This window comes from Streptomyces sp. NPDC046727 (assembly GCF_040645635.1).
Classification (GTDB): domain Bacteria; phylum Actinomycetota; class Actinomycetes; order Streptomycetales; family Streptomycetaceae; genus Streptomyces.
Window position 1 is genome coordinate 1 of the sequence record NZ_JBEYYR010000024.1, and the last position, 19,361, is coordinate 19,361.

General features: G+C 71.7%; 21 protein-coding genes. 10 read left to right on the forward strand and 11 right to left on the reverse strand.

Going from position 1 to position 19,361, the window contains the following annotated elements; translation table 11 throughout:
• Positions 1-560: 560 nt before the first annotated feature.
• Entirely contained in the window at positions 561-1,271 is a 711-nt protein-coding gene (locus ABZ937_RS26490) for a DUF397 domain-containing protein (protein WP_361695807.1), read from the reverse strand.
• A gap of 85 nt (positions 1,272-1,356) precedes the next feature.
• Here ABZ937_RS26490 and ABZ937_RS26495 point away from each other — a divergent pair, with 85 nt between their 5' ends.
• The 6 genes from ABZ937_RS26495 (at position 1,357) to ABZ937_RS26520 (ending at position 6,416) form a co-directional block, all read left to right on the forward strand.
• Positions 1,357-1,572: a hypothetical protein gene (locus ABZ937_RS26495; RefSeq protein WP_361695808.1), complete on the forward strand. Its 216-nt coding sequence runs from the start codon at positions 1,357-1,359 to the stop codon at positions 1,570-1,572.
• 119 nt (positions 1,573-1,691) lie between these two features.
• Entirely contained in the window at positions 1,692-2,123 is a 432-nt protein-coding gene (locus tag ABZ937_RS26500) for a hypothetical protein (RefSeq protein WP_361695809.1), read from the forward strand.
• Positions 2,110-3,489, forward strand: a complete 1,380-nt coding sequence (locus tag ABZ937_RS26505) for a caspase family protein (RefSeq protein WP_361695810.1) — start codon at positions 2,110-2,112, stop codon at positions 3,487-3,489. Before ABZ937_RS26500 ends, ABZ937_RS26505 begins: the two co-directional genes overlap by 14 nt.
• On the forward strand, positions 3,437-4,183 hold the full coding sequence (recO, locus tag ABZ937_RS26510) for a DNA repair protein RecO (protein ID WP_361695811.1): 747 nt from the start codon (positions 3,437-3,439) through the stop codon (positions 4,181-4,183). The genes ABZ937_RS26505 and recO overlap by 53 nt, the downstream gene beginning before the upstream one ends.
• 18 nt (positions 4,184-4,201) lie before the next feature.
• Entirely contained in the window at positions 4,202-5,050 is an 849-nt protein-coding gene (locus ABZ937_RS26515; protein WP_361695812.1) for an isoprenyl transferase, read from the forward strand.
• A gap of 40 nt (positions 5,051-5,090) precedes the next feature.
• A complete protein-coding gene (locus ABZ937_RS26520) occupies positions 5,091-6,416 on the forward strand; it encodes a histidine-type phosphatase (RefSeq protein ID WP_361695813.1) in 1,326 nt (441 codons plus the stop codon).
• Positions 6,417-6,425: 9 nt separating this feature from the next.
• Here the strand turns inward: ABZ937_RS26520 and ABZ937_RS26525 are convergent, their stop codons facing one another.
• The 4 genes from ABZ937_RS26525 to ABZ937_RS26540 all read right to left on the reverse strand — a co-directional run bounded on the left by ABZ937_RS26525 (position 6,426) and on the right by ABZ937_RS26540 (position 9,566).
• On the reverse strand, positions 6,426-6,836 hold the full coding sequence (locus ABZ937_RS26525; protein ID WP_361695814.1) for a transcriptional repressor: 411 nt from the start codon (positions 6,834-6,836) through the stop codon (positions 6,426-6,428).
• A gap of 68 nt (positions 6,837-6,904) precedes the next feature.
• Complete coding sequence (locus ABZ937_RS26530; protein WP_361695815.1) at positions 6,905-7,807, reverse strand: metal ABC transporter permease; 903 nt, start codon at positions 7,805-7,807, stop codon at positions 6,905-6,907.
• Positions 7,807-8,577, reverse strand: coding sequence for a metal ABC transporter ATP-binding protein (locus tag ABZ937_RS26535; RefSeq protein WP_361695816.1), 771 nt, complete (start codon positions 8,575-8,577; stop codon positions 7,807-7,809). The genes ABZ937_RS26530 and ABZ937_RS26535 overlap by 1 nt, the downstream gene beginning before the upstream one ends.
• An 11-nt stretch (positions 8,578-8,588) precedes the next feature.
• Positions 8,589-9,566, reverse strand: a complete 978-nt coding sequence (locus tag ABZ937_RS26540) for a metal ABC transporter substrate-binding protein (RefSeq protein WP_361695817.1) — start codon at positions 9,564-9,566, stop codon at positions 8,589-8,591.
• Positions 9,567-9,726: 160 nt separating this feature from the next.
• Between ABZ937_RS26540 and ABZ937_RS26545 the strand changes: the two genes are divergently transcribed.
• Complete coding sequence (locus ABZ937_RS26545) at positions 9,727-11,109, forward strand: glycine--tRNA ligase (RefSeq protein WP_361695818.1); 1,383 nt, start codon at positions 9,727-9,729, stop codon at positions 11,107-11,109.
• A gap of 64 nt (positions 11,110-11,173) precedes the next feature.
• Here the strand turns inward: ABZ937_RS26545 and ABZ937_RS26550 are convergent, their stop codons facing one another.
• The 3 genes from ABZ937_RS26550 to ABZ937_RS26560 form a co-directional block, all read right to left on the reverse strand.
• Positions 11,174-11,446, reverse strand: a complete 273-nt coding sequence (locus tag ABZ937_RS26550) for a hypothetical protein (RefSeq protein ID WP_361695819.1) — start codon at positions 11,444-11,446, stop codon at positions 11,174-11,176.
• Positions 11,443-12,012: an RNA polymerase sigma factor gene (locus ABZ937_RS26555; protein ID WP_361695820.1), complete on the reverse strand. Its 570-nt coding sequence runs from the start codon at positions 12,010-12,012 to the stop codon at positions 11,443-11,445. The genes ABZ937_RS26550 and ABZ937_RS26555 overlap by 4 nt, the downstream gene beginning before the upstream one ends.
• Positions 12,013-12,171: 159 nt before the next feature.
• Positions 12,172-13,215, reverse strand: coding sequence for a chitinase (locus tag ABZ937_RS26560; RefSeq protein WP_361695821.1), 1,044 nt, complete (start codon positions 13,213-13,215; stop codon positions 12,172-12,174).
• A gap of 158 nt (positions 13,216-13,373) precedes the next feature.
• Here ABZ937_RS26560 and ABZ937_RS26565 point away from each other — a divergent pair, with 158 nt between their 5' ends.
• Both ABZ937_RS26565 and ABZ937_RS26570 read left to right on the forward strand, forming a co-directional pair.
• Positions 13,374-14,384 (forward strand): aldo/keto reductase, encoded by a 1,011-nt coding sequence (locus ABZ937_RS26565; RefSeq protein ID WP_361695822.1) that lies wholly within the window; start codon positions 13,374-13,376, stop codon positions 14,382-14,384.
• Positions 14,385-14,410: 26 nt separating this feature from the next.
• On the forward strand, positions 14,411-15,001 hold the full coding sequence (locus ABZ937_RS26570; protein ID WP_361695823.1) for a TetR family transcriptional regulator: 591 nt from the start codon (positions 14,411-14,413) through the stop codon (positions 14,999-15,001).
• Positions 15,002-15,026: 25 nt separating this feature from the next.
• Here the strand turns inward: ABZ937_RS26570 and ABZ937_RS26575 are convergent, their stop codons facing one another.
• A complete protein-coding gene (locus tag ABZ937_RS26575) occupies positions 15,027-15,251 on the reverse strand; it encodes a hypothetical protein (RefSeq protein ID WP_361695824.1) in 225 nt (74 codons plus the stop codon).
• Positions 15,252-15,362: 111 nt separating this feature from the next.
• Positions 15,363-16,790 (reverse strand): MFS transporter, encoded by a 1,428-nt coding sequence (locus ABZ937_RS26580; protein ID WP_361695825.1) that lies wholly within the window; start codon positions 16,788-16,790, stop codon positions 15,363-15,365.
• 101 nt (positions 16,791-16,891) lie between these two features.
• Between ABZ937_RS26580 and ABZ937_RS26585 the strand changes: the two genes are divergently transcribed.
• Positions 16,892-17,779, forward strand: a complete 888-nt coding sequence (locus ABZ937_RS26585; RefSeq protein ID WP_361695826.1) for a helix-turn-helix transcriptional regulator — start codon at positions 16,892-16,894, stop codon at positions 17,777-17,779.
• 24 nt (positions 17,780-17,803) lie between these two features.
• Here the strand turns inward: ABZ937_RS26585 and ABZ937_RS26590 are convergent, their stop codons facing one another.
• The gene (locus ABZ937_RS26590; protein ID WP_361695828.1) at positions 17,804-19,348 is read right to left on the reverse strand and encodes an AMP-binding protein; all 1,545 of its coding nucleotides are present in this window, start codon (positions 19,346-19,348) and stop codon (positions 17,804-17,806) included.
• Between the last annotated feature and the right edge of the window lie 13 nt (positions 19,349-19,361).

Here is a 19,361-nt window from a genome sequence, read left to right on the forward strand (position 1 = left end):
CGCTCGTTCATCGTCGCGCCGGGGACGGTGCCGATCCCGCCGGTGATCACGCGGCGTTCCGCGTCGGCTCCGCCGATGGCCCTCCGGGCCACCCTTGACACACCTCGCTCCAGCCCGGGTGAGAAGCGAGCGAGCGGCCCGAAAGAGCAGTGGCCCGGCCCGGTATCACCCCTTGGGCCAGCTGCGCAGCACCGTGGGTGGTGGGGGCGCGGTCGCGTCTCGCATGGACACCGGGTGGGTTTGGCGGCGAGCGGCGGGTGGGTGGTGCGCGGTCGCGCCTCGCATGGACGCCGGGTGGGTTTGGCGGGTGCGGGTGGTGGGTGGTGCGCGGGGGCGTCTCGCATGGACGCCGGGTCGGCTTGGCGGGTTGCGGTCGTCGGGTGGGGGCGGGGTGTGGGTCCGGTCCGTGGGTGGGCCGGGAAGGGGAGGGGCGCCGGGGCTCGTCCGTCACAGGGGTCTCACCAGCCTCCGCTCGGATGGGGATTGGCGGATTTGGGCCAGGAGGGGGCTTGGAACGGGCTGTTGGGGTGGGGGAGGGTGGCCCAGATCCGCCAATCGTGTCAGCTGCGGCGGCCACCGGCAGTTGATGCGGCGGCCACCGGCAGTTGATGAGTGGCCCCCGCCCGTGGCCCCCGTCCGTGCCCCCGCCCGCCCCCCGCTGGCGGGGGGTGTCCGCCGCCCCCACTCGCCGGTAGACGCTTGGCCGAGCCGGCGTGCCCGGATCGGCTCATGCGCCCCCTCCTCCGGTGACTGGGAGCCGGCGTGAGGGGCTGCCAACGGTTGGGGCCCCGTCTTTCCGGGCCGCCCGCTCGCTTCTTACCCGTGCTGGAGCGCTCCGGGTCAAGGGTGGCCCGGAGGGCCATCGCCGAAGGCGACGCGCAGCGCCCTTGACGCGGAGCGCGGAGGCACGACACTGGCCGGAAGCGGGCGGTCCCCACGGCGCCGATGAACTCCGTCCACGCGACCGACCCGATCACCAGCACCGGCCCTTGGACCACCTTGCTGTCCCGGACGCGTACGACACCGGGGAATTCGTGGGCGACCTCGACGCAACCACCGCCCTCGCCCTCGCCGTTGCTGGGGCTGCGCCGGAGACCGAGTCCCGTGCGCCCAGCTCCAGCTGGGTCATTCCGGCGTCCCCTGGCGTTCCCCGGCGTCTGCGCAGACTCCTGCCGAGTGTAGAGGCGGAGCGTCACGCTGGGTGCACGAAGCGTGAAACTCGGAAGGACAGGGGAGCAGAGTGAGGGTTGTCGAGGAGGCGGAGGAGACATTGAAGGAATTGCGGTCGGCGCTGGAAAAGGCCGGGGCCACTCTCCCGTCACCGGGGCTCGATCCGGCGCTCACGGAGGTGGCGCGGTGAAGCCTCCCGTCGGCAGCCATGTGGTCGACACCCGTACCGGCCGGGTCGGCATCGTCATGGGGCACGAGGGGCCGTACGTCCAGCTGAGACCTTACGGCGGAGGCCGGGAGTGGGACGCCGAGCCGGGGGCGCTGCGTACCGCGACCGCCGCCGAGCGGCTCAGCGCGGCGACGGCCCGTGCCAACGCCCGCAGCCGTGGCGAGACGCTCTAGGTGATGCCCGAGAAGTTCCCTGATCCCGCCAGATTTCGAGACATGGGAGGCGGGGGCGCTCTAGCCTGAGCCGGACTCTCCGCCAGGGGGACCGGGGAACATCGAGGGGGGCTTCAGCCATGGAGTTACGGGTCAGGGTCGCGCGCGTTCAGCCGTCCGGTGACGTGGGCGACGAGTGGAGTGACAGCGAGGGGTGGACGGAGTCGTTCGCCGACTGGATCACCGAGGATCCCCGGCTGGCCCGGTCCGTCGTCGTACGGCGGGAGCGTGTGGCGCGTGACGACGGCAGGATGTCATCGGACTGGCTCCCCTGGATCAGCCTTGCCGTCGACTCGGGTTCGTTCCTCATCGGCTTGATCGGGGCGTTCGGTACCTTCCGTGGTGCGCTGCGCCGTGAGGAACGAGGGTCCGCGGGGCTGGTGTTGGAGCAGGGCGGATCCCGCTGCGTCATCTACGGGGAGTCGGCGGAGGAGGCCGCCCGCGCGGCCGTGGTGCTGGGCATCGTGCCGGGGCCGGCGCGGGGGAGTGGCGGCGACGGTGACGCTTCCTGACCCGGCGGGGAGCCGGGCGGTCCTCGTCGGCGTGGAGGACTACCGGCCGCTCGCTCCCCTGCCCGGTGTGGTGGCCGGTGTCCGCAGACTGGCCGAGCTGCTGTGCGACCCCACGGTCTGGGGCCTGCCCCGTGGCAATGTCACCGTCCTCGACGCGCAGCCCTCCGCCGACGACATCCTGAAGGCGGTTCGCGACGCGGGGGAGGCGACGTCCGACACGCTTCTCGTGTACTTCGCGGGGCACGGGCTGCGGGAGCGCGAGAGGGCCGAGCTGTATCTGGCGATGGCCGGCGCCGACGACGACAACCTGGCGATCGGGACGCTGCCGTACCGGACGTTGCTCGACGTCGCGAAGCGGAGGGCGCCCCGCGCGCGCCGTCGCATCACGTTCCTCGACTGCTGCTACAGCGGTCTGGCCATCTCGATGGGCGGCTCCGCCGCGGTCCTGGAGCGTCCTGATCCGGCCCAGCCGCTGAGTGACGGCTACAGCGGCCCCGGCAGCTGGATCATGACGTCCGCGTCGGGGACGGAGCCGTCGTACACGTCGCCCGGCGGGTACCCCTACTTCACCGGTGCGCTGATCGACGTCCTGGAGAACGGCATCCGGGGAGCCGGCCCGACGCTGAGCCTCGACCGCATCTCGAAGGAGGTCGTCGAACGGTTCAGGCAGCAGGAGCGACAAGGCCGTACCGTTCCCCGGCCCCAGTGCGGCAACCGCAACTTCATGGGGGACGTGCCCTGGATCCACAACCGTGCCCCCGTCCGGACGGCCCCGGCGGCCCCGACGCCCCGGCAGTACGCCGAGCCCATGGACTTCGTGGATGCCCTGCGCCTGCTGCTGCTGCGTGCGGGCATGACCGTCGTGCCCGAGGGTGCCTCGGGGGGCTGGCGGATGAGATGGGTGAGGTGGAGAGGGGGCGTCTCCCGGACGGAGCGCCTGATCGGATACCTCAAGTCGCCCTATGCCAGGACGGGGGCGGTGGTCTCCACGGACACCCACCTGTATCTGAACTCCGGCTTCCGGTGGAAGATCCCTCACTCGGAGCTCCGGGGGGTTTCGTGGGAGACCTCGTCCGAGTGGGTCACCACGACCACCGTCACGGACCAGGCGGGGATCTCGGAAGAGAGCCTGGACATCATCACGAGACTCACTCTCGGGCAGCACACCCTGGAGTTCAGGGAGGGCTCTCCGGGGGCGGTGCAGGATGCCCTCCTCGTCTTCCTGCCGGCGATCGCCGATCTCCACCGGCGTCATCCCGAGTGGTTCCCTCGGGCGGGCGGGAGCCCCGTCGGCATGGGCGAGAATGGGTGCCATGAGTCTGTTCCGCGACGACGGCATCGTGCTGCGCACCCAGAAGCTGGGTGAGGCGGACCGGATCATCACGCTGCTCACGCGCGGTCACGGGCGGGTGCGGGCCGTGGCGCGCGGGGTGCGGCGCACCAAGTCGAAGTTCGGGGCCCGGCTGGAGCCCTTCTCTCACGTCGACGTGCAGTTCTTCGCGCGGGGCAGCGAGCTGGTCGGGCGCGGGCTGCCGCTGTGCACGCAGAGTGAGACGATCGCGCCCTACGGTGGGGGGATCGTCACCGACTACGCGCGGTACACCGCTGGGACGGCCATGCTGGAGACGGCCGAGCGGTTCACGGACCACGAGGGCGAGCCGGCCGTGCAGCAGTATCTGCTGCTGGTCGGGGGCCTGCGGACGCTCGCCCGGGGCGAGCACGCACCCCATCTCGTCCTCGACGCCTTCCTGCTGCGCTCCCTCGCCGTCAACGGCTACGCGCCCAGCTTCGGCGACTGCGCGAAGTGCGGGATGCCCGGCCCGAACCGCTTCTTCTCCGTCGCCTCCGGCGGCTCCGTCTGCGCCGACTGCCGGGTGCCCGGCAGCGTCGTACCGTCCCCGCAGACCCTGGTACTGCTGGGGGCGCTGCTTACGGGAGACTGGGAGACGGCGGACGCGTGCGAGGCGCGGTACGTCCGCGAGGGCAGCGGGCTGGTGTCCGCCTACCTGCACTGGCATCTGGAGCGCGGGCTGCGTTCGCTCAGGTACGTCGAGAAGTAAGAGGGAGACGAGAAGCACATGGTCGTACGCGGGATCCTGGGGCGCCAGCGGCGCGAGTACACGGCGCCGGAGCCGCATCCGTCCGGTGCCCGCGCGCCCAAGCTCCCGGGTGAGCTGGTGCCGAACCATGTCGCGATCGTCATGGACGGCAACGGGCGGTGGGCGAAGGAGCGGGGCCTGCCGCGCACCGAGGGGCACAAGGTCGGGGCCGAGCGGGTGCTGGACGTGCTCCAGGGCTCGATCGAGATCGGCGTCCGCAACATCTCCCTGTACGCCTTCTCCACCGAGAACTGGAAGCGGTCGCCCGACGAGGTCCGCTTCCTGATGAACTTCAACCGCGACTTCATCCGGAAGACGAGGGACCAGCTCGACGCGCTCGGCATCCGGGTGCGCTGGGTGGGGCGCATGCCCAAGCTGTGGAAGTCGGTCGCCAAGGAACTCCAGGTCGCCCAGGAGCAGACCAAGGGCAACGACCTGCTCACCCTGTACTTCTGCATGAACTACGGCGGGCGCGCCGAGATCGCCGACGCGGCGCAGCGGCTCGCCGAGGACGTGAAGGCGGGCCGGCTCGACCCGTCCAAGGTCAGCGAGAAGACCATCCAGAAGTACCTGTACTACCCGGACATGCCGGACGTCGACCTGTTCCTGCGTCCGAGTGGCGAGCAGCGCACCTCCAACTACCTGCTCTGGCAGAGCGCGTACGCCGAGATGGTCTTCCAGGACGTGCTGTGGCCCGACTTCGACCGGCGTGACCTGTGGCGGGCGTGCCTGGAGTTCGCCTCCCGTGACCGGCGCTTCGGCGGGGCCGTCCCGAACGAGGAACTGATCGCCATGGAAGCCGCCATGAAGGGCGAGTCCACCTCGTAGCCACCGGGCATTCACGCGGGCCGCCGAGGATGCGGGACTCATGAGACGTCTCACTCCCGTCCTCGCCCTCGGCGCCCTGCTGCTCACCGCCCTCCCCGCGCACGCCGGCGACGGCCCCGCGCACCGCGAGAGTTACGGCACGAAGGCGCCGTATGCGCCCCTGCAGTATCCGCGCGGCTACCAGCGGCCCCCGGCCGGCTTCGTGCCCGTCCTCACCGAGAACGTCTCCCGGCACGGGTCGCGTGCGGCGACCGACAGCGAGGACGGCGACCTGATCCTCGCGCTGTGGGACAAGGCCGAGGCGGAGGGCCAACTCACCGGCAGGGGCGAGGAGTTCGGGCCTAAGGTCCGGGCCCTGGAGGCCGCCATGGCGAAGGTCGGCCACGGCGGTCTCAGCGGGCGGGGCCGGCGGGAGCTGGCGGACACTGCCGTGCGCCTGGAGCGGCGGCTGCCGTCGCTGTTCGCGAAGATCGCCGACGACGGGGAGAAGATCGACGTCGTCAGCTCCGGACAGGGCCGGGCCGTGGACAGCGGCACCGAGTTCACGAACGCGCTCGCCGAGGCCGACCCCGACCTGAAGCCGCTGATCGGGCCGGCCCGCGTCGACAAGGACCTGCTGTACTTCCACAAGGCGGCGGGCGGTGCGGCGTACCGCGACTACATCGCGAACGACCAGCGCCTGAAGGACACCCTCAAGGGCATCACCGACCAGCCGAGGACGCGGGCGGTCGCCCACGGCGTCCTGCGAAGGATCTTCAAGGAGCCGTTCGTCGCGGGGATCACCGACCAGGTGGGGGCCGCGCGGGCCGTCTACGACCTGTACGCCATCGCCCCCGCGATGAGCGAGGAGAGCCCGGACGGCGACGGCTGGGGCATGGAGCGCTACCTCTCCCGCACGGACGCGGCCTGGTTCGGCTATCTGTCCGACGCCGAGGACTTCTACGAGAAGGGCCCCGGCTTCTCGGACAGCGACATCACCTACAGGATGGCGGGCGTCCTGCTCGACGACCTCTTCGCGCAGGTCGAGGCCAAGCGGGCCGGCACCAGTGACCTCGGTGCCGAGCTGCGCTTCACGCATGCCGAGGAGATCATTCCGCTGGCCGCGCTGATGGGGCTGCCGGGCAGCACGGAGCCGGCGACGCCGGGGGAGCCGTACACATACGCCGACAACCCCTGGCGGGGCGCGTCCGTCGCTCCCCTCGGCGCCAACATCCAGTGGGACGTCTTCCGGAAGGGCGACCGCTACCTGGTGCGGATGCTCTACAACGAGAAGGAGACGGCGTTCAAGGCGGGTTGCCGTCCGATCGCCGGGGGCAGCGCGTTCTACGACCTGGACGAGCTGGAGCGCTGCTTCGGGCGGAGCTGAGCCGACGCCCTACTCCACCGCGCAGTCCGCGCAGGTGCCGAAGATCTCCACCGTGTGGGCCACGTTGACGTAGCCGTGCTCCGCCGCGATCGCCTCCGCCCACTTCTCGACCGCCGGGCCCTCCACCTCCACCGCCTTGCCGCAGGCGCGGCAGACGAGGTGGTGGTGGTGCTCGCCGGTCGAGCAACGCCGGTACACGGACTCGCCGTCGGACGTGCGCAGGACGTCGACCTCGCCGGCCTCGGCGAGGGACTGGAGGGTGCGGTAGACCGTGGTGAGCCCGACCGAGTCGCCCTTGTGCTTCAGCATGTCGTGCAGTTCCTGCGCGCTGCGGAACTCGTCGACCTCGTCCAGGGCCGCCGCCACGGCCGCACGCTGGCGGGTCGCGCGGCCCTTCACGGGCGGTCCAGCGGTCGTCACCGTTGCCTCCTTCGATGGCACGCGTCTCGCTACTGCCCGGCCATTGTGCCAGCCCGGACTGTCAGCGGTCAGACGCCGACCTCGTCCCCGGCCCCGCGCGAGGCCGGAATCGAGCATTCCGCCGGGTCCCCGGCGGGCTGCGCCCCGGCTGCCGCGCGGGCGCGTCGCCGGGCCAGCGGGGCGGCCAGGGCGGTCAGCGCGATGAACGTGGCGATCGTGAGCAGGACGATCGTGGCGCCCGGCGGGACGTCCTGGTAGTAGGAGGTGACCGTGCCGCTGACGGCCACGGCCACGCCGATCGCCACGGCGATCACGAACGTGACGGTGAAGCTGCGGGTGAGCTGCTGCGCCGCCGCCACGGGCACCACCATCAGCGCGGACACCAGGAGCAGGCCGACGACCCGCATGGCGACCGTCACGGTGACGGCCGCGGTGACCGCCGTCAGCAGGTTCAGGGCGCGCACCGGCAGGCCGGTGACCCGCGCGAACTCCTCGTCCTGGCTGACCGCGAACAGCTGGCGGCGCAGGCCCACCGTGACCAGGAGGACGAAGGCGGCCAGGAGGCAGATCGCGGTCACGTCGGACGGGGCGACCGTGGAGAGGGAGCCGAACAGGTAGGTCGTCAGGTTGGCGGTGGAGCCCGTCGGGGCGAGGTTGATGAACATCACGCCGCCGGCCATGCCGCCGTAGAACAGCATGGCCAGGGCGATGTCGCCGCGTGTCTTGCCGTACCAGCGGATCAGTTCCATCAGGACCGCGCCGAGGACCGAGACGGCCGTCGCCATCCACACCGGGGAGGTGGAGAGGAGGAAGCCGAGGCCGACGCCCGTCATGGCCACGTGCCCGATGCCGTCGCCCATCAGGGCCTGGCGGCGCTGGACCAGGTAGATGCCCACCGCGGGCGCGGTGATGCCGACCAGCACGGCGGCCAGCAGCGCCCGCTGCATGAAGCCGTAGTCGAGGATGTCCATCAGCTCAGCAGTCCCGTGCGGATCGGTTCGGTACCCGCCGGTGCGTGCGGGTGTACGTGGTCATGGCCGGGCAGCGCGTGCTGGCCGACCGCCCGCGGCGGCGGGCCGTCGTGCAGCACGCAGCCGTCGCGCAGGACGACCGCCCGGTCGATCAGGGGCTCCAGCGGGCCCAGTTCGTGCAGGACGAGGAGGACCGTCGTACCGGCTTCGACCTGTCGGCGCAGGGTCCGGGCCAGCACTTCCTGGCTGGCCAGGTCGACGCCCGCCATCGGCTCGTCCATGATCAGGAGTTCGGGTTCGGCGACCAGGGCGCGGGCGATCAGGACGCGCTGGTGCTGGCCGCCGGAGAGGGCGTTCACGGAGTCCTTGGCGCGGTCCGCCATGCCGACCAGCTCCAGGGCCCGGTGCACGGCCTCGCGGTCGCTCCTGCGGAAGACGCCGAAGCGGGTGCGGGACAGGCGGCCCGAGGAGACGATCTCGCCGACCGTCGCCGGGACTCCGCCGGCGGCCGTCGTCCGCTGCGGTACGTACCCCACGCGCGCCCAGTCCCGGAAGGACCGGCGCGGGGTGCCGAACAGCTCGACGGTGCCGCCGCTGACCGGCACCTGGCCGATGATCGCGCGGATCGCCGTGGACTTGCCGGAGCCGTTCGCGCCGAGCAGGGCGACGACCTCGCCGCGGCCGACGGTGAGGTCGATGCCGCGCAGCACGGGACGCGCGCCGAGTTCGGCGGTCACCCCGCGCAGGGATATGACAGGCTCGCTGGTCATCTCGTCTCCCGTCACTTGGCGCCCAGCGCCTGCTGGAGGGCCTTGAGGTTGGCCCGCTGGACCGCGAAGTAGTCCGTGCCGCGGGACTTGTCGGTGATGCCCTCGATCGGGTCGAGCACGTCGGTCTTCAGGCCGGTGTCGCCGGCGATGGTCCTGGCCGTCTTGTCGCTGACCAGGGTCTCGTAGAAGACGGTGCTGACGCCGTCGGCCTCGGCCGTCCTCTCCAGGTCCTTGACCCGGGCGGCGCTCGGCTCCGACTCGGGGTCGAGGCCGCTGATGGCCTCCTCGATGAGGCCGTAGCGCTCGGCGAGGTAGCCGAAGGCGGCGTGCGTGGTGATGAAGACCTTGCTCTTCGTGCCCGCGAGGCCGTCCCGGAACTCGGTGTTCAGCTCGCGCAGCTGCTTGACCAGGGCCGCGGTGTTCTTCTTGTAGTCGGCCGCGTGCTTCGGGTCGGCCTTCTCGAAGGTCTTGCCGACGCCCTCGGCGACCTGGGCGTAGCGCACCGGGTCGAGCCAGATGTGCGGGTCCTTGCCCGCCTCTTCGCCGCCCTCGTGGCTGTCGTGCTCGGCCGCGTGGCCGCCGACCTCGGTGCCGTGGGTCTCCAGCGTGGTCAGGGAGGCCGCGTCGATCTTCGTCTGCACCGGGGACTGGGCCACCGCGTCGTCGACGGAGGGCTGGAGGTTCTTCAGGTACAGGACCGCGTCGGAGTCCTGGAGCGCCGCGATCTGCCGGGGGCTGAGCTCCAGGTCGTGCGGCTCCTGGCCGGCCGAGGTGAGGGTGGTGACGCTGACGTGGTCCCCGCCGATCCGCTCGGCGAGGAACTGCAGGGGGTAGAACGACGCGACGACGTCGAACTTGCCGGTGCCGGCCGCGGCGCTGTCGCCGGAGCAGGCGGAGAGCGTGCCGATCCCGAGTGCGGTGGCCGCGGCGACCGCGGCGGCGGGTATGAGGCGCTGCGCGCGGGACCGGGTGCGTCGTCGTACGTTCATGACAGTCATTTTCAACAAATATGGAAACCGTTGTCAACAACGCTCATCAGGTGGTCTGAGCGGGGGCCGATTTGGTCGTGGGGGAGCCTGCGCCGGTAACCTGAATCATTCGCTGGAAGCATCTCGCTTCAACGCCCGTCGTCGTAATGAAGAGAGCACCGTGGCCGCCGACAAGATCGACACCATCGTCAGCCTGAGCAAGCGCCGTGGCTTCGTTTTCCCCTGCAGTGAGATCTACGGCGGACAGCGTGCCGCCTGGGACTACGGACCGCTGGGTGTCGAGCTCAAGGAGAACATCAAGCGTCAGTGGTGGCGCTACATGGTGACGTCTCGCGAGGACGTCGTCGGTATCGACTCGTCCGTCATCCTGGCTTCCGAGGTGTGGGTCGCCTCCGGCCACGTCGCCACCTTCACGGACCCGCTGACCGAGTGCACCTCGTGTCACAAGCGGTTCCGTGCCGACCACCTGGAAGAGGCGTACGAGGAGAAGAAGGGCCACGCCCCGGCGAACGGCCTCGCGGACATCAACTGCCCGAACTGCGGCAACAAGGGCCAGTTCACCGAGCCCAAGCAGTTCTCGGGTCTGCTCTCCACCCACCTCGGCCCGACCCAGGACTCCGGCTCGGTCGCCTACCTGCGTCCCGAGACCGCCCAGGGCATCTTCACCAACTTCGCCCAGGTGCAGACCACTTCGCGCCGCAAGCCGCCGTTCGGCATCGCCCAGATGGGCAAGTCGTTCCGCAACGAGATCACGCCGGGCAACTTCATCTTCCGCACCCGCGAGTTCGAGCAGATGGAGATGGAGTTCTTCGTCAAGCCGGGCGAGGACGAGCAGTGGCAGGAATACTGGATGGAGCAGCGCTGGAACTGGTACCGCGGCCTGGGTCTCCGTGAGGAGAACATGCGCTGGTACGAGCACCCGAAGGAGAAGCTCTCCCACTACTCCAAGCGCACCGCCGACATCGAGTACCGCTTCCAGTTCGGCGGCTCGGAGTGGGGCGAGCTGGAGGGTGTCGCCAACCGCACCGACTACGACCTCTCCGCGCACGCCAAGGCCTCCGGCCAGGACCTCTCCTACTTCGACCAGGAGGCCGGCGAGCGCTGGACGCCGTACGTCATCGAGCCGGCGGCGGGTGTCGGCCGCACCATGCTGGCCTTCCTGCTCGACGCCTACGTCGAGGACGAGGCGCCGAACGCCAAGGGCAAGATGGAGAAGCGGACCGTGCTGCGGCTCGACCACCGCCTGGCCCCGGTGAAGGTCGCGGTCCTGCCCCTGTCCCGCAACCCGGAGCTGTCCCCGAAGGCCAAGGGTCTCGCCCAGGCGCTGCGGCAGAACTGGAACATCGAGTTCGACGACGCCGGCGCCATCGGCCGCCGCTACCGTCGCCAGGACGAGATCGGTACGCCGTACTGCGTGACGGTCGACTTCGACACGCTTGAGGACAACGCCGTGACCGTGCGTGAGCGTGACTCGATGAAGCAGGAGCGGGTGTCGCTCGACCAGATCGAGGGCTACCTGGCCCAGCGCCTGCTCGGCTGCTGACGCCGCCCGGCGATCTTCCGCCCACCCACCGGCCGACCCGCTCGGCCGGTGGGTGGGCGTTCTGCTACCGGCGCACGGTCACCGAGCACCGGCCGTTTGCGCAGGAGCGCTCCAGCCGGCCCCGGGAGACGGTCTGTGCCAGCCCGACCGCCCAGCACATCGGGCAGCCGCGCAGGGCGAGCAGCCCGGCGGGCAGGAGCAGCAGGGCGAGCGGCCCGACGGCCGGAACGCAGGCGACGGAGGCGGCCAGTGCGCCGAAGCCCACCGCGCCGCGCACCAGGTGCCGGGGCAGGGAGGCGCTCGCGAAATCGGGACCGCCGGTCTTCGTACCGCTCATCGCCGTCCTCCCGGGCCCGGGTCGGCCGGGGCGTGCAATGCCTGCTGCACCGCTGCGCGGGCCTGGTGCAGACGCGACTTCATCGCCGCCGTGCTGAGCCCCAGCGCATGGGCGACCTCCCGGCCGCCGAGCCCCTGGAGGTCCCGCATGATCAGTACCCGGCGCTGCTCGGGCGGCAGGGAGGTGACGGCCGCCGCCACCCTGTCCGCCTCCAGGCGCCGCAGTGCCTCGTCCTCGGCCGAGTCCACGGTGATGTCCGCCATGGTGTCCGGCGGCGCCGGCCGGGCCCGCACCGTCGCCCGCGCACGCCGTAGGCACTCGTTCCGGACGATCCGGAACATCCATGACGCGAGCGCGCCGGACGCCCGCAGCATGCCGACCTTGCGGTACAGGATGATCAGGGCCTCCTGCGCCGCGTCCTCGGCGTCCTCCGGGGTCGCGCAGAGGGAGTGGGCGAAGCGCCGCACGTTCGGGTGGGAGCCCGACACCAGGGCGGCGACCGCGTCGACGTCACCGCGCTGCGCGGCGACGACCAGCTGTTCACCGGGCCACGCCGAGCCGGACACGCTCACCTCGCCCGGCGCTTGACGGCGACCGCGCAGGTGCAGAGCAGCACCGCGCCGACGGCGATTCCGATACCGAGAATCATGGCGACCTCCAGGCCTGTACCGACGTACCGGCGGGCGCCGGCACAGGCATAAGAGGCGCGAGCCGCCCGGAAGGGTTCAGCGGCCCTGCAGCGCCTTCACGTTGTCGCCGAACGTCCAGTTCTTCGAGCCGTCCCAGTTGACGGACCACGTCATCAGGCCCTTGAGTGACGTGCCGTAGTGCTTCCACGCCTGGGAGACCAGGGACGGGGACAGGTAGCCGCCGCCCGCGCCGGGCTGGGCGGGCAGGCCCGGGACCTGTCTGTCGTACGGCACCCTGATCGTCGTACCCTGCACGACCAGGCCCTTGTTCAGGCAGTCGGTCTGGGCGGTGAAGCCCTGGACCGTGCCCGCCGAGTACGAGTCGCCGGAGCAGCCGTACATGCTGCCGTTGTAGTACTGCATGTTGAGCCACCACAGGCGGCCGTTGTCCGCGTACTTCTTGACGATCGGCAGATACGCGCCCCAGATCGAGCCGTAGGTGACGCTGCCGCCGGTGACGTACGCCGTCTCCGGGGCCATCGTCAGGCCGAAGCCGGACGGCATCCGCGCGAGGATCCCGTCGATGATGCGGATCAGGTTGGCCTGGGACGCGGACAGCTGGGTGATGTTCCCGCTGCCGACCAGGCCCGTCTCGATGTCGATGTCGATGCCGTCGAAGTTGTACTTCTGCAGGATCGGGACGATCGTCGCCACGAAGCGGTCGGCCACGGCGGAGGACGACAGGTCGATGCCGGCCGCCGCACCGCCGATGGAGAGCAGGATCGTCTGCCCGGACGCCTTGGCCGCGCACATCTCGGCGGGCGTGGCCACCTTCACGCCGGCGTCCATGCCGTCCTCCCACAGCGCCGTGCCGTCGGAGCGGATCACCGGGAAGGCCGCGTTGATCACGTTGTAGCCGTGGGCGGGGATCCGGGAGTCGGTGATCGGGGTCCAGCCGAAGGGCGGGTGGACGCCGCCCGCAGAGCCGTCCCAGTTCTCCCAGTAGCCCTGGAGCACCTTGCCGGCCGGCCTCGGCTTCACCGCGCAGGTGTCGGCGGCGGAGGCGGCGGGCGCGGTGGCGATGCCCAGGGGGACGAGGAACGCCGCGGTGAGCGCGGTGACGAGCAGGCGTCTGATCATGCGAGGCCTCCCGGTGGGGGTGCGGCGAGGTGTCGTAGACATGACAGTGCGCGTGGTCCAGACCTCTCGTCAATAGGTCTGGACCATACTGGAAGCTGAATGACGAAGTTGGAATGACAGATATTGAAATCTGTCAGCTGTCATGCGAAGGTGGAGTCATGACGATGCGAACCCGAACCCTCGGAACCACCGGCCCCCGTGTCTCCGCCCTCGGCCTCGGCTGCATGGGCATGTCCGCGCTGTACGGCGACGCCGACCGCGCGGAGTCCGTCGCGACGATCCACGCCGCCCTGGAAGCGGGCGTGACCCTGCTGGACACCGGCGACTTCTACGCCATGGGGCACAACGAGATGCTCATCGGCGAAGCCCTGCGCACCGCCCCCGCCGCCCTCCGCGAACAGGCGCTGACCAGCGTCAAGTTCGGCGCCCTGCGCGACCCGGAGGGCAACTGGACCGGCTACGACGGCCGCCCCGCCGCCGTGAAGAACTTCGCCGCCTACTCCCTGCAGCGCCTCGGCGTCGACCACATCGACGTCTACCGGATCGCCCGCCTCGACCCGGACGTGCCGATCGAGGAGACCGTCGGCGCGATCGCCGAACTGATCGAGAAGGGGTACGTCCGGCACGTCGGCCTGAGCGAGGTCGGCGCCGAGACCATCCGCCGGGCCGCCGCCACCGCCCCGATCGCCGACCTCCAGATCGAGTACTCGCTGATCTCCCGGGGCATCGAGCGGGAGATCCTGCCGGCCACCCGCGAACTGGGCATCGGCGTCACGGCGTACGGCGTGCTCTCCCGCGGCCTGATCTCCGGCCACTTCACCCGCGACCGGCAGCTGGCCGCGGGCGACTTCCGCGCCCACTCGCCCCGCTTCCAGGGCGACAACCTCCAGCACAACCTGGACCTGGTCGAGGCGCTGCGCAAGATCGCCGAGCAGAAGGGCGTGACGGTCGCGCAGACCGCCATCGCCTGGGTGCTCTCCCGTGGCGAGGACATCGTGCCGCTCGTCGGCGCCCGCACCCGCGAGCGGCTCGGCGAGTCGCTGGGCGCGCTGGACGTCACGCTGGACGCGGCCGACCTGGCGGCGATCGAGCAGGCCGTCCCGGCGGACGCGGCAGCCGGCGACCGGTACCCGACGGTGCAGATGGCACACCTCGACAGCGAACGCTGATCCCGCCCCCGGGTACGGTCTACGGCATGGCACCGACCACGGAGACCCTGACCGCCGAGCGCATCCTCGAAGCCACCGAGGAGGTGCTGCGCCGCCACGGCCCGGCGAAGGCCACCGTGGTCGACGTGGCCCGCGCGCTCGGCGTCAGCCACGGCAGCGTCTACCGGCACTTCCGCACCAAGGCGGCGCTGCGCGAGGCCGTCACCAAGCGGTGGCTGGACCGGACGTCTCAGAAGCTCGCCGGGATCGTCGGCGCCGGCGGCGGCCCCGAGGAGCGGCTGCGGGCCTGGCTCGCGGCCCTGTTCGAGGCCAAGCGGCACAAGGCCGGCGACGACCCCGAGCTGTTCGCCACCTACTCGGTGCTGGCCGACGAGAACGGCACGGCCGTCGGCGAGCACATCGCCGACCTGACCGGGCAGCTGACCCGGATCATCGAGGCGGGTATCGCGTCGGGCGACTTCACCGCGGCCGACCCGGCCGCCGCGGCCCGGGCTGTCTTCCAGGCCACCGGCCGCTTCCACGACCCCGGCTACGCCCGCGAGTGGCGGCAGCCCCGCATCCAGGAGGAGTTCGAGGCGGTCGTGGACCTGCTGGTGCGCGGGCTCGGTTCACCCTGACCCGCACCGCGGGCTATCCGGGACCTCAGCGGGACGGCTGCCCGGAGCCGGCCGGGTCCACCGTCGCCTGATGGGCCTGTGCCAGGTGCTCCTCCGCCTTCAGCCAGGGCAGGAACTGGGCGCCCTGGCGCCAGCCGCAGGTGTCGCAGCGGATCGTGCGCTGGACACCCGTACGCTGCACCCGCACCACATGCTCCCGGCCGTGCCCGTCCCAGCGGCTGACCTTGCTCGTGCTGCTGCCCTTCGGCATGACGCCTCCCCGCGTCCGGCACACCCGACCGCAAGGAGTGTGCAGCACGACCGACATCAACAGGGGACGGTTCACGGTGTGTTGGCCAAGCCGTGCCCCCGGCTCCCCGGCTCAGCCGACCGTCCGCGGCAGCCGAAGGCTCAGCAGCCCGGTCAGCACGATCCCGGCCAGCTGCACCAGCAGCGTGGTGACCAGCGCGTCCCGCATGCCCAGATGCGGCACGAGGGTCAGGAACAGCGTGCCCAGCGTGGCCACGCCCAGGGCCAGCGCCGACTGCTGCGTGGTGACCATCACACCGCTGCCGACCCCGGCCCGGGCGGGCGGCACCTCGGACATCACGAGCCGCAGCACATTGGGCAGCTGGAGCGCCTGCCCGGCACCGGCCACGGCCGCGCCCGGCAGCAGCGAACCGAAGCCCAGATGCGGCCAGTCCCGCCAGACGGCCAGCACGATCAGCAGCACACCCACACCCTGGAGCACGGCCCCCGCGGTGACCACCCGGGTGCCGTAGCGGGCGATCAGCCGGGGCCCGGCGAGCGAGACGAACAGGAACGTCACGGCCATCGGCGCGAGCGCGAGCCCGGCCGGCACCGGACCGAGCCCGGCGCCCCGCTGCAGTGCCAGCGCGATCATGAACATGAACCCGCTGAAGCCGATGGAGAACGGCACCATCAGCTCCAGACCGCGCCGCATGGACGGCACCCGGAACAGGCTCGGCGGCACCAGCGGGGTCCGCCCGGCCCGGTCCGCCCGCCGCTCCACCGCCCAGAACGCGGCCACGGCGAACGGGAACGCGGCCAGCGCCAGCCAGGTCCACAGCGGCCAGCCGGCGGCGCGGCCCTCGGTGAGCGGCGCGAGCAGCGTCAGCAGGGACACCGCGAGCAGCACCGTGCCCGGCCCGTCCACGGGCTCCGGGTGCTGCGACCGAGTCTCCGGCACGAACCGCGCGCCGAGCACGAGCCCCAGCACGACCACCGGCACGTTGACGAGGAAGATCGCCCGCCAGCCGGTCCCGGCGACATCCGCGGCGACCAGCACCCCGCCGAGTATCTGCCCGGCCACCATGGACAGCCCGGCGGTGGCGCCGTACAGGCTCATGGCCTTCGCCCGGCGCGTGCCGCTCGTGGCGGCCTGGATGGTGGCGAGCACCTGCGGCAGCATCGCGGCGGCCGAGGCGCCCTGGGCGACCCGGGCCGCGACGAGGCTCCAGGCGCCGGGTGCGAGTCCGCAGGCCAGCGAGGTGATGCCGAAGGCAGCCATCCCGCCGAGGAACAGCCGCCGGCGGCCGAACAGGTCCCCGAGCCGCCCGCCGAGCACGAGCAGCACGGCGTACGCCACCCCGTACCCGGCGACGACCAGCTCCAGGACGGCCTCGCCCGCGGCGAGATCGGCGCCGATGGTCGGCAGGGCCACGTTGACGATGAAGAAGTCGACCAGCGGCAGGGCCGCGGCCAGCAGAACGGTGAACAGCCCGGGTCCGCCGAGCACGGGTGGCGCGGCCGTCGTCCGGGCGGCCGGGACGGTGACGGTTTCAGTCATGACCCCGAGCCTGCGGGACCGCTCAGCCTGGTACCAGAGTGTTCTGATCCTGGTAGCAGAACTACCTGGCAAGGGAATCACGGGCGAGGCACCCTGGAATCATGACCATCATGGCCACGGACCGCGAGACCGCCCCGCAGCCGACCCGGGGGTCGGAGATCCGGCGGCACGAGCTGGCCGCGTTCCTGCGCAGCCGCCGCGAGCGGATCACACCGGAGCAGGTGGGCCTGCCGCGCGGCGCCCGCCGCCGTACGCCCGGGCTGCGCCGCGAGGAGGTCGCCCAGCTCTCCGCGGTCGGCGTCACCTGGTACACCTGGCTCGAACAGGCCCGTGACATCCAGGTCTCCGTGCAGGTCCTGGACGCCCTCGCCCGCGCCCTGCGCCTGGACGCCAGCGAGCGCGCCCATCTCTTCCAGCTGGCCGGCGCGACCGATCCGCGCCCGGACGCGAACTGCCCGAGCGTCACGCCCGCCCTGCGCGAGATGCTGACCCGGCTGGAGCCGATCCCGGCCTGCATCCAGAACAGCCGGTACGACATCCTCGCCTACAACCGCACCTACGGCCGCCTCATGGGCGACCTGGACGCGATCCCGCCCGAGGACCGCAACTGCCTGATCCTCGTCCACACGAACAAGGACTGGCAGGCGGCGTGCGTCCACCTGGAGGAGGCCCAGCGCCTGATGGCCGCCCGGCTGCGCGCCTCCCTGGCCGGCCACCTCGGCGAGCCGGCCTGGAAGATGCTCCTCGCGCGTCTGGAGGAGATCCCGGAGTTCCGCGAGAACTGGCAGCGCTACGAGGTGGTCGGCACCCGCTCCAAGACCAAGGAGTTCCTCAACCCCTACGTCGGCCACCTCACCCTGGAGCACACCGATCTGTGGCTGAGCCCCCAGCTGGGCGCCCGGATGGTGACGTACAGCCCGAAGAACGAGGAGACGCGGGAGCGGCTGGAGCGGCTGTACGAGATCGCGTGCGGGGGGCCGGCGCGCTGACGCGGCGGCCGGGGCGGGCGCCGCTCAGCCGGACAGCCGGGAGCGGAGCAGCTTCTTGTCCGGCTTGCCGGCCGCGGTCAGCGGAATGGCGGGGACCAGGTGCAGGGCGTCGGGGGCGTAGAGGCGCCCCTTGCGGGCGGTGACGAAGTCCCGGATCTCCTCCAGCGAGGGGCGCTGCCCGGCGGCGGGCACCACGGCGGCGTTGACGTGCTCCCCCGACTCGTCGTCCCGGCTGCCGAACACCGTGCACTGGGCGACGGCGGGATGGCTCAGCAGCAGTTCCTCCAGCTCCGCCGGGTACACGTGGCCCCCGACGACCACGATCATGTCCTTGATCCGGTCCACGATGTAGAGGTAGCCGTCGTCGTCGAGATAGCCGACGTCACCGGTGTGCACCCAGCCGTCCCGGAGCACCTCGGCGGTCAGGTCCGGCTGCTTCCAGTAGCCGGACATCACATAGGGCGAGCGCACCTGCACCTCCCCCCACCGCCCCGGCGGCAGGGTGGTGCCGTCGGCGTCCCGGACGGCGATCTCCACCCCGGGCAGGGCCCGGCCGACCGTCAGGTGCCCGCCGGGGCCGGTCACCTCCTGGTCCCCGGGGCCCGCCTCGGTGATGTGCTGGGCCTCGGCCTGCCCGTACAGGCCGTACAGCACCGGTCCCAGCACCTTGGCCGCCTGCCGCATCCTGGCGGGCGACGCGGCGGTGCCGCCGTAGCTGATCCGGCACAGGCTGGACAGGTCGGTGCGGGGCAGGTCCGGATGGTCCAGGAGCTGGTGGAGCAGCGGCGGCAGCAGCCAGGTGTGCGTGATGCGCTCACGCTGGATCGTGGCCAGGACGTCGCCGGGCTCGAAGCCGTGCCGCAGGACCACCGAGCCGCCCTGGAGCAGCGCCATGTCGGCGAGGATCCCGGCGAGGTGGGCGAGCGAGGTGCAGGCCAGGAAGCGGGGCGGCGAACCGGCGCCGGTGAGCCCCGTCTCCAGGCTGCGCACGTAGGAGCCGTGGGTCATGCGGATGCCCTTGGGGACCCCCGTGGTCCCGCCGGTGTGCCGGATGCACCAGTCGTCGTCCGGACCGACCAGGCCGCCCATCGGCCGGGCTGGCCGCCGGGCGGCCGCGGCCAGCACGTCCTCGGCGAAGCCGCCGGGCCCCAGACAGAGCACCCGGGGCGTACCGGGGAGCCGTGACACCTCCTGTGCCGTGTCGTGCCGCCGGTCGTCCACCAGCAGCAGGGAGCAGTCCACGCTCTCCGCCACGCGGGCCATCACCGCCGGGCTCGTGCCCTCGTAGAGGGAGACCACCCGGGCGCCCGCCAGATTGGCGGCGTAGCGGGCGACCAGGGCCTCGACGGTGTTGCCGGTGAGCAGGCAGACCGTGGTCCCGCGGCCCACCCCGCGTGCCGCCAGTTCCCCGCCGAGCCGGTAGACCCGGTCCCGGAGATCCGCCGCGCCGATCACCCGCCCCTCGGCGGTCGTGACGGCCGCCCGTGACGGCTCGGCGGACAGTACGTGCAGGACGGCCTCCACATAGCTGCGGAAACCGGTGTGTGCGGCGGCGCCTTGCTGGCCCATCACTGCTCTCCCT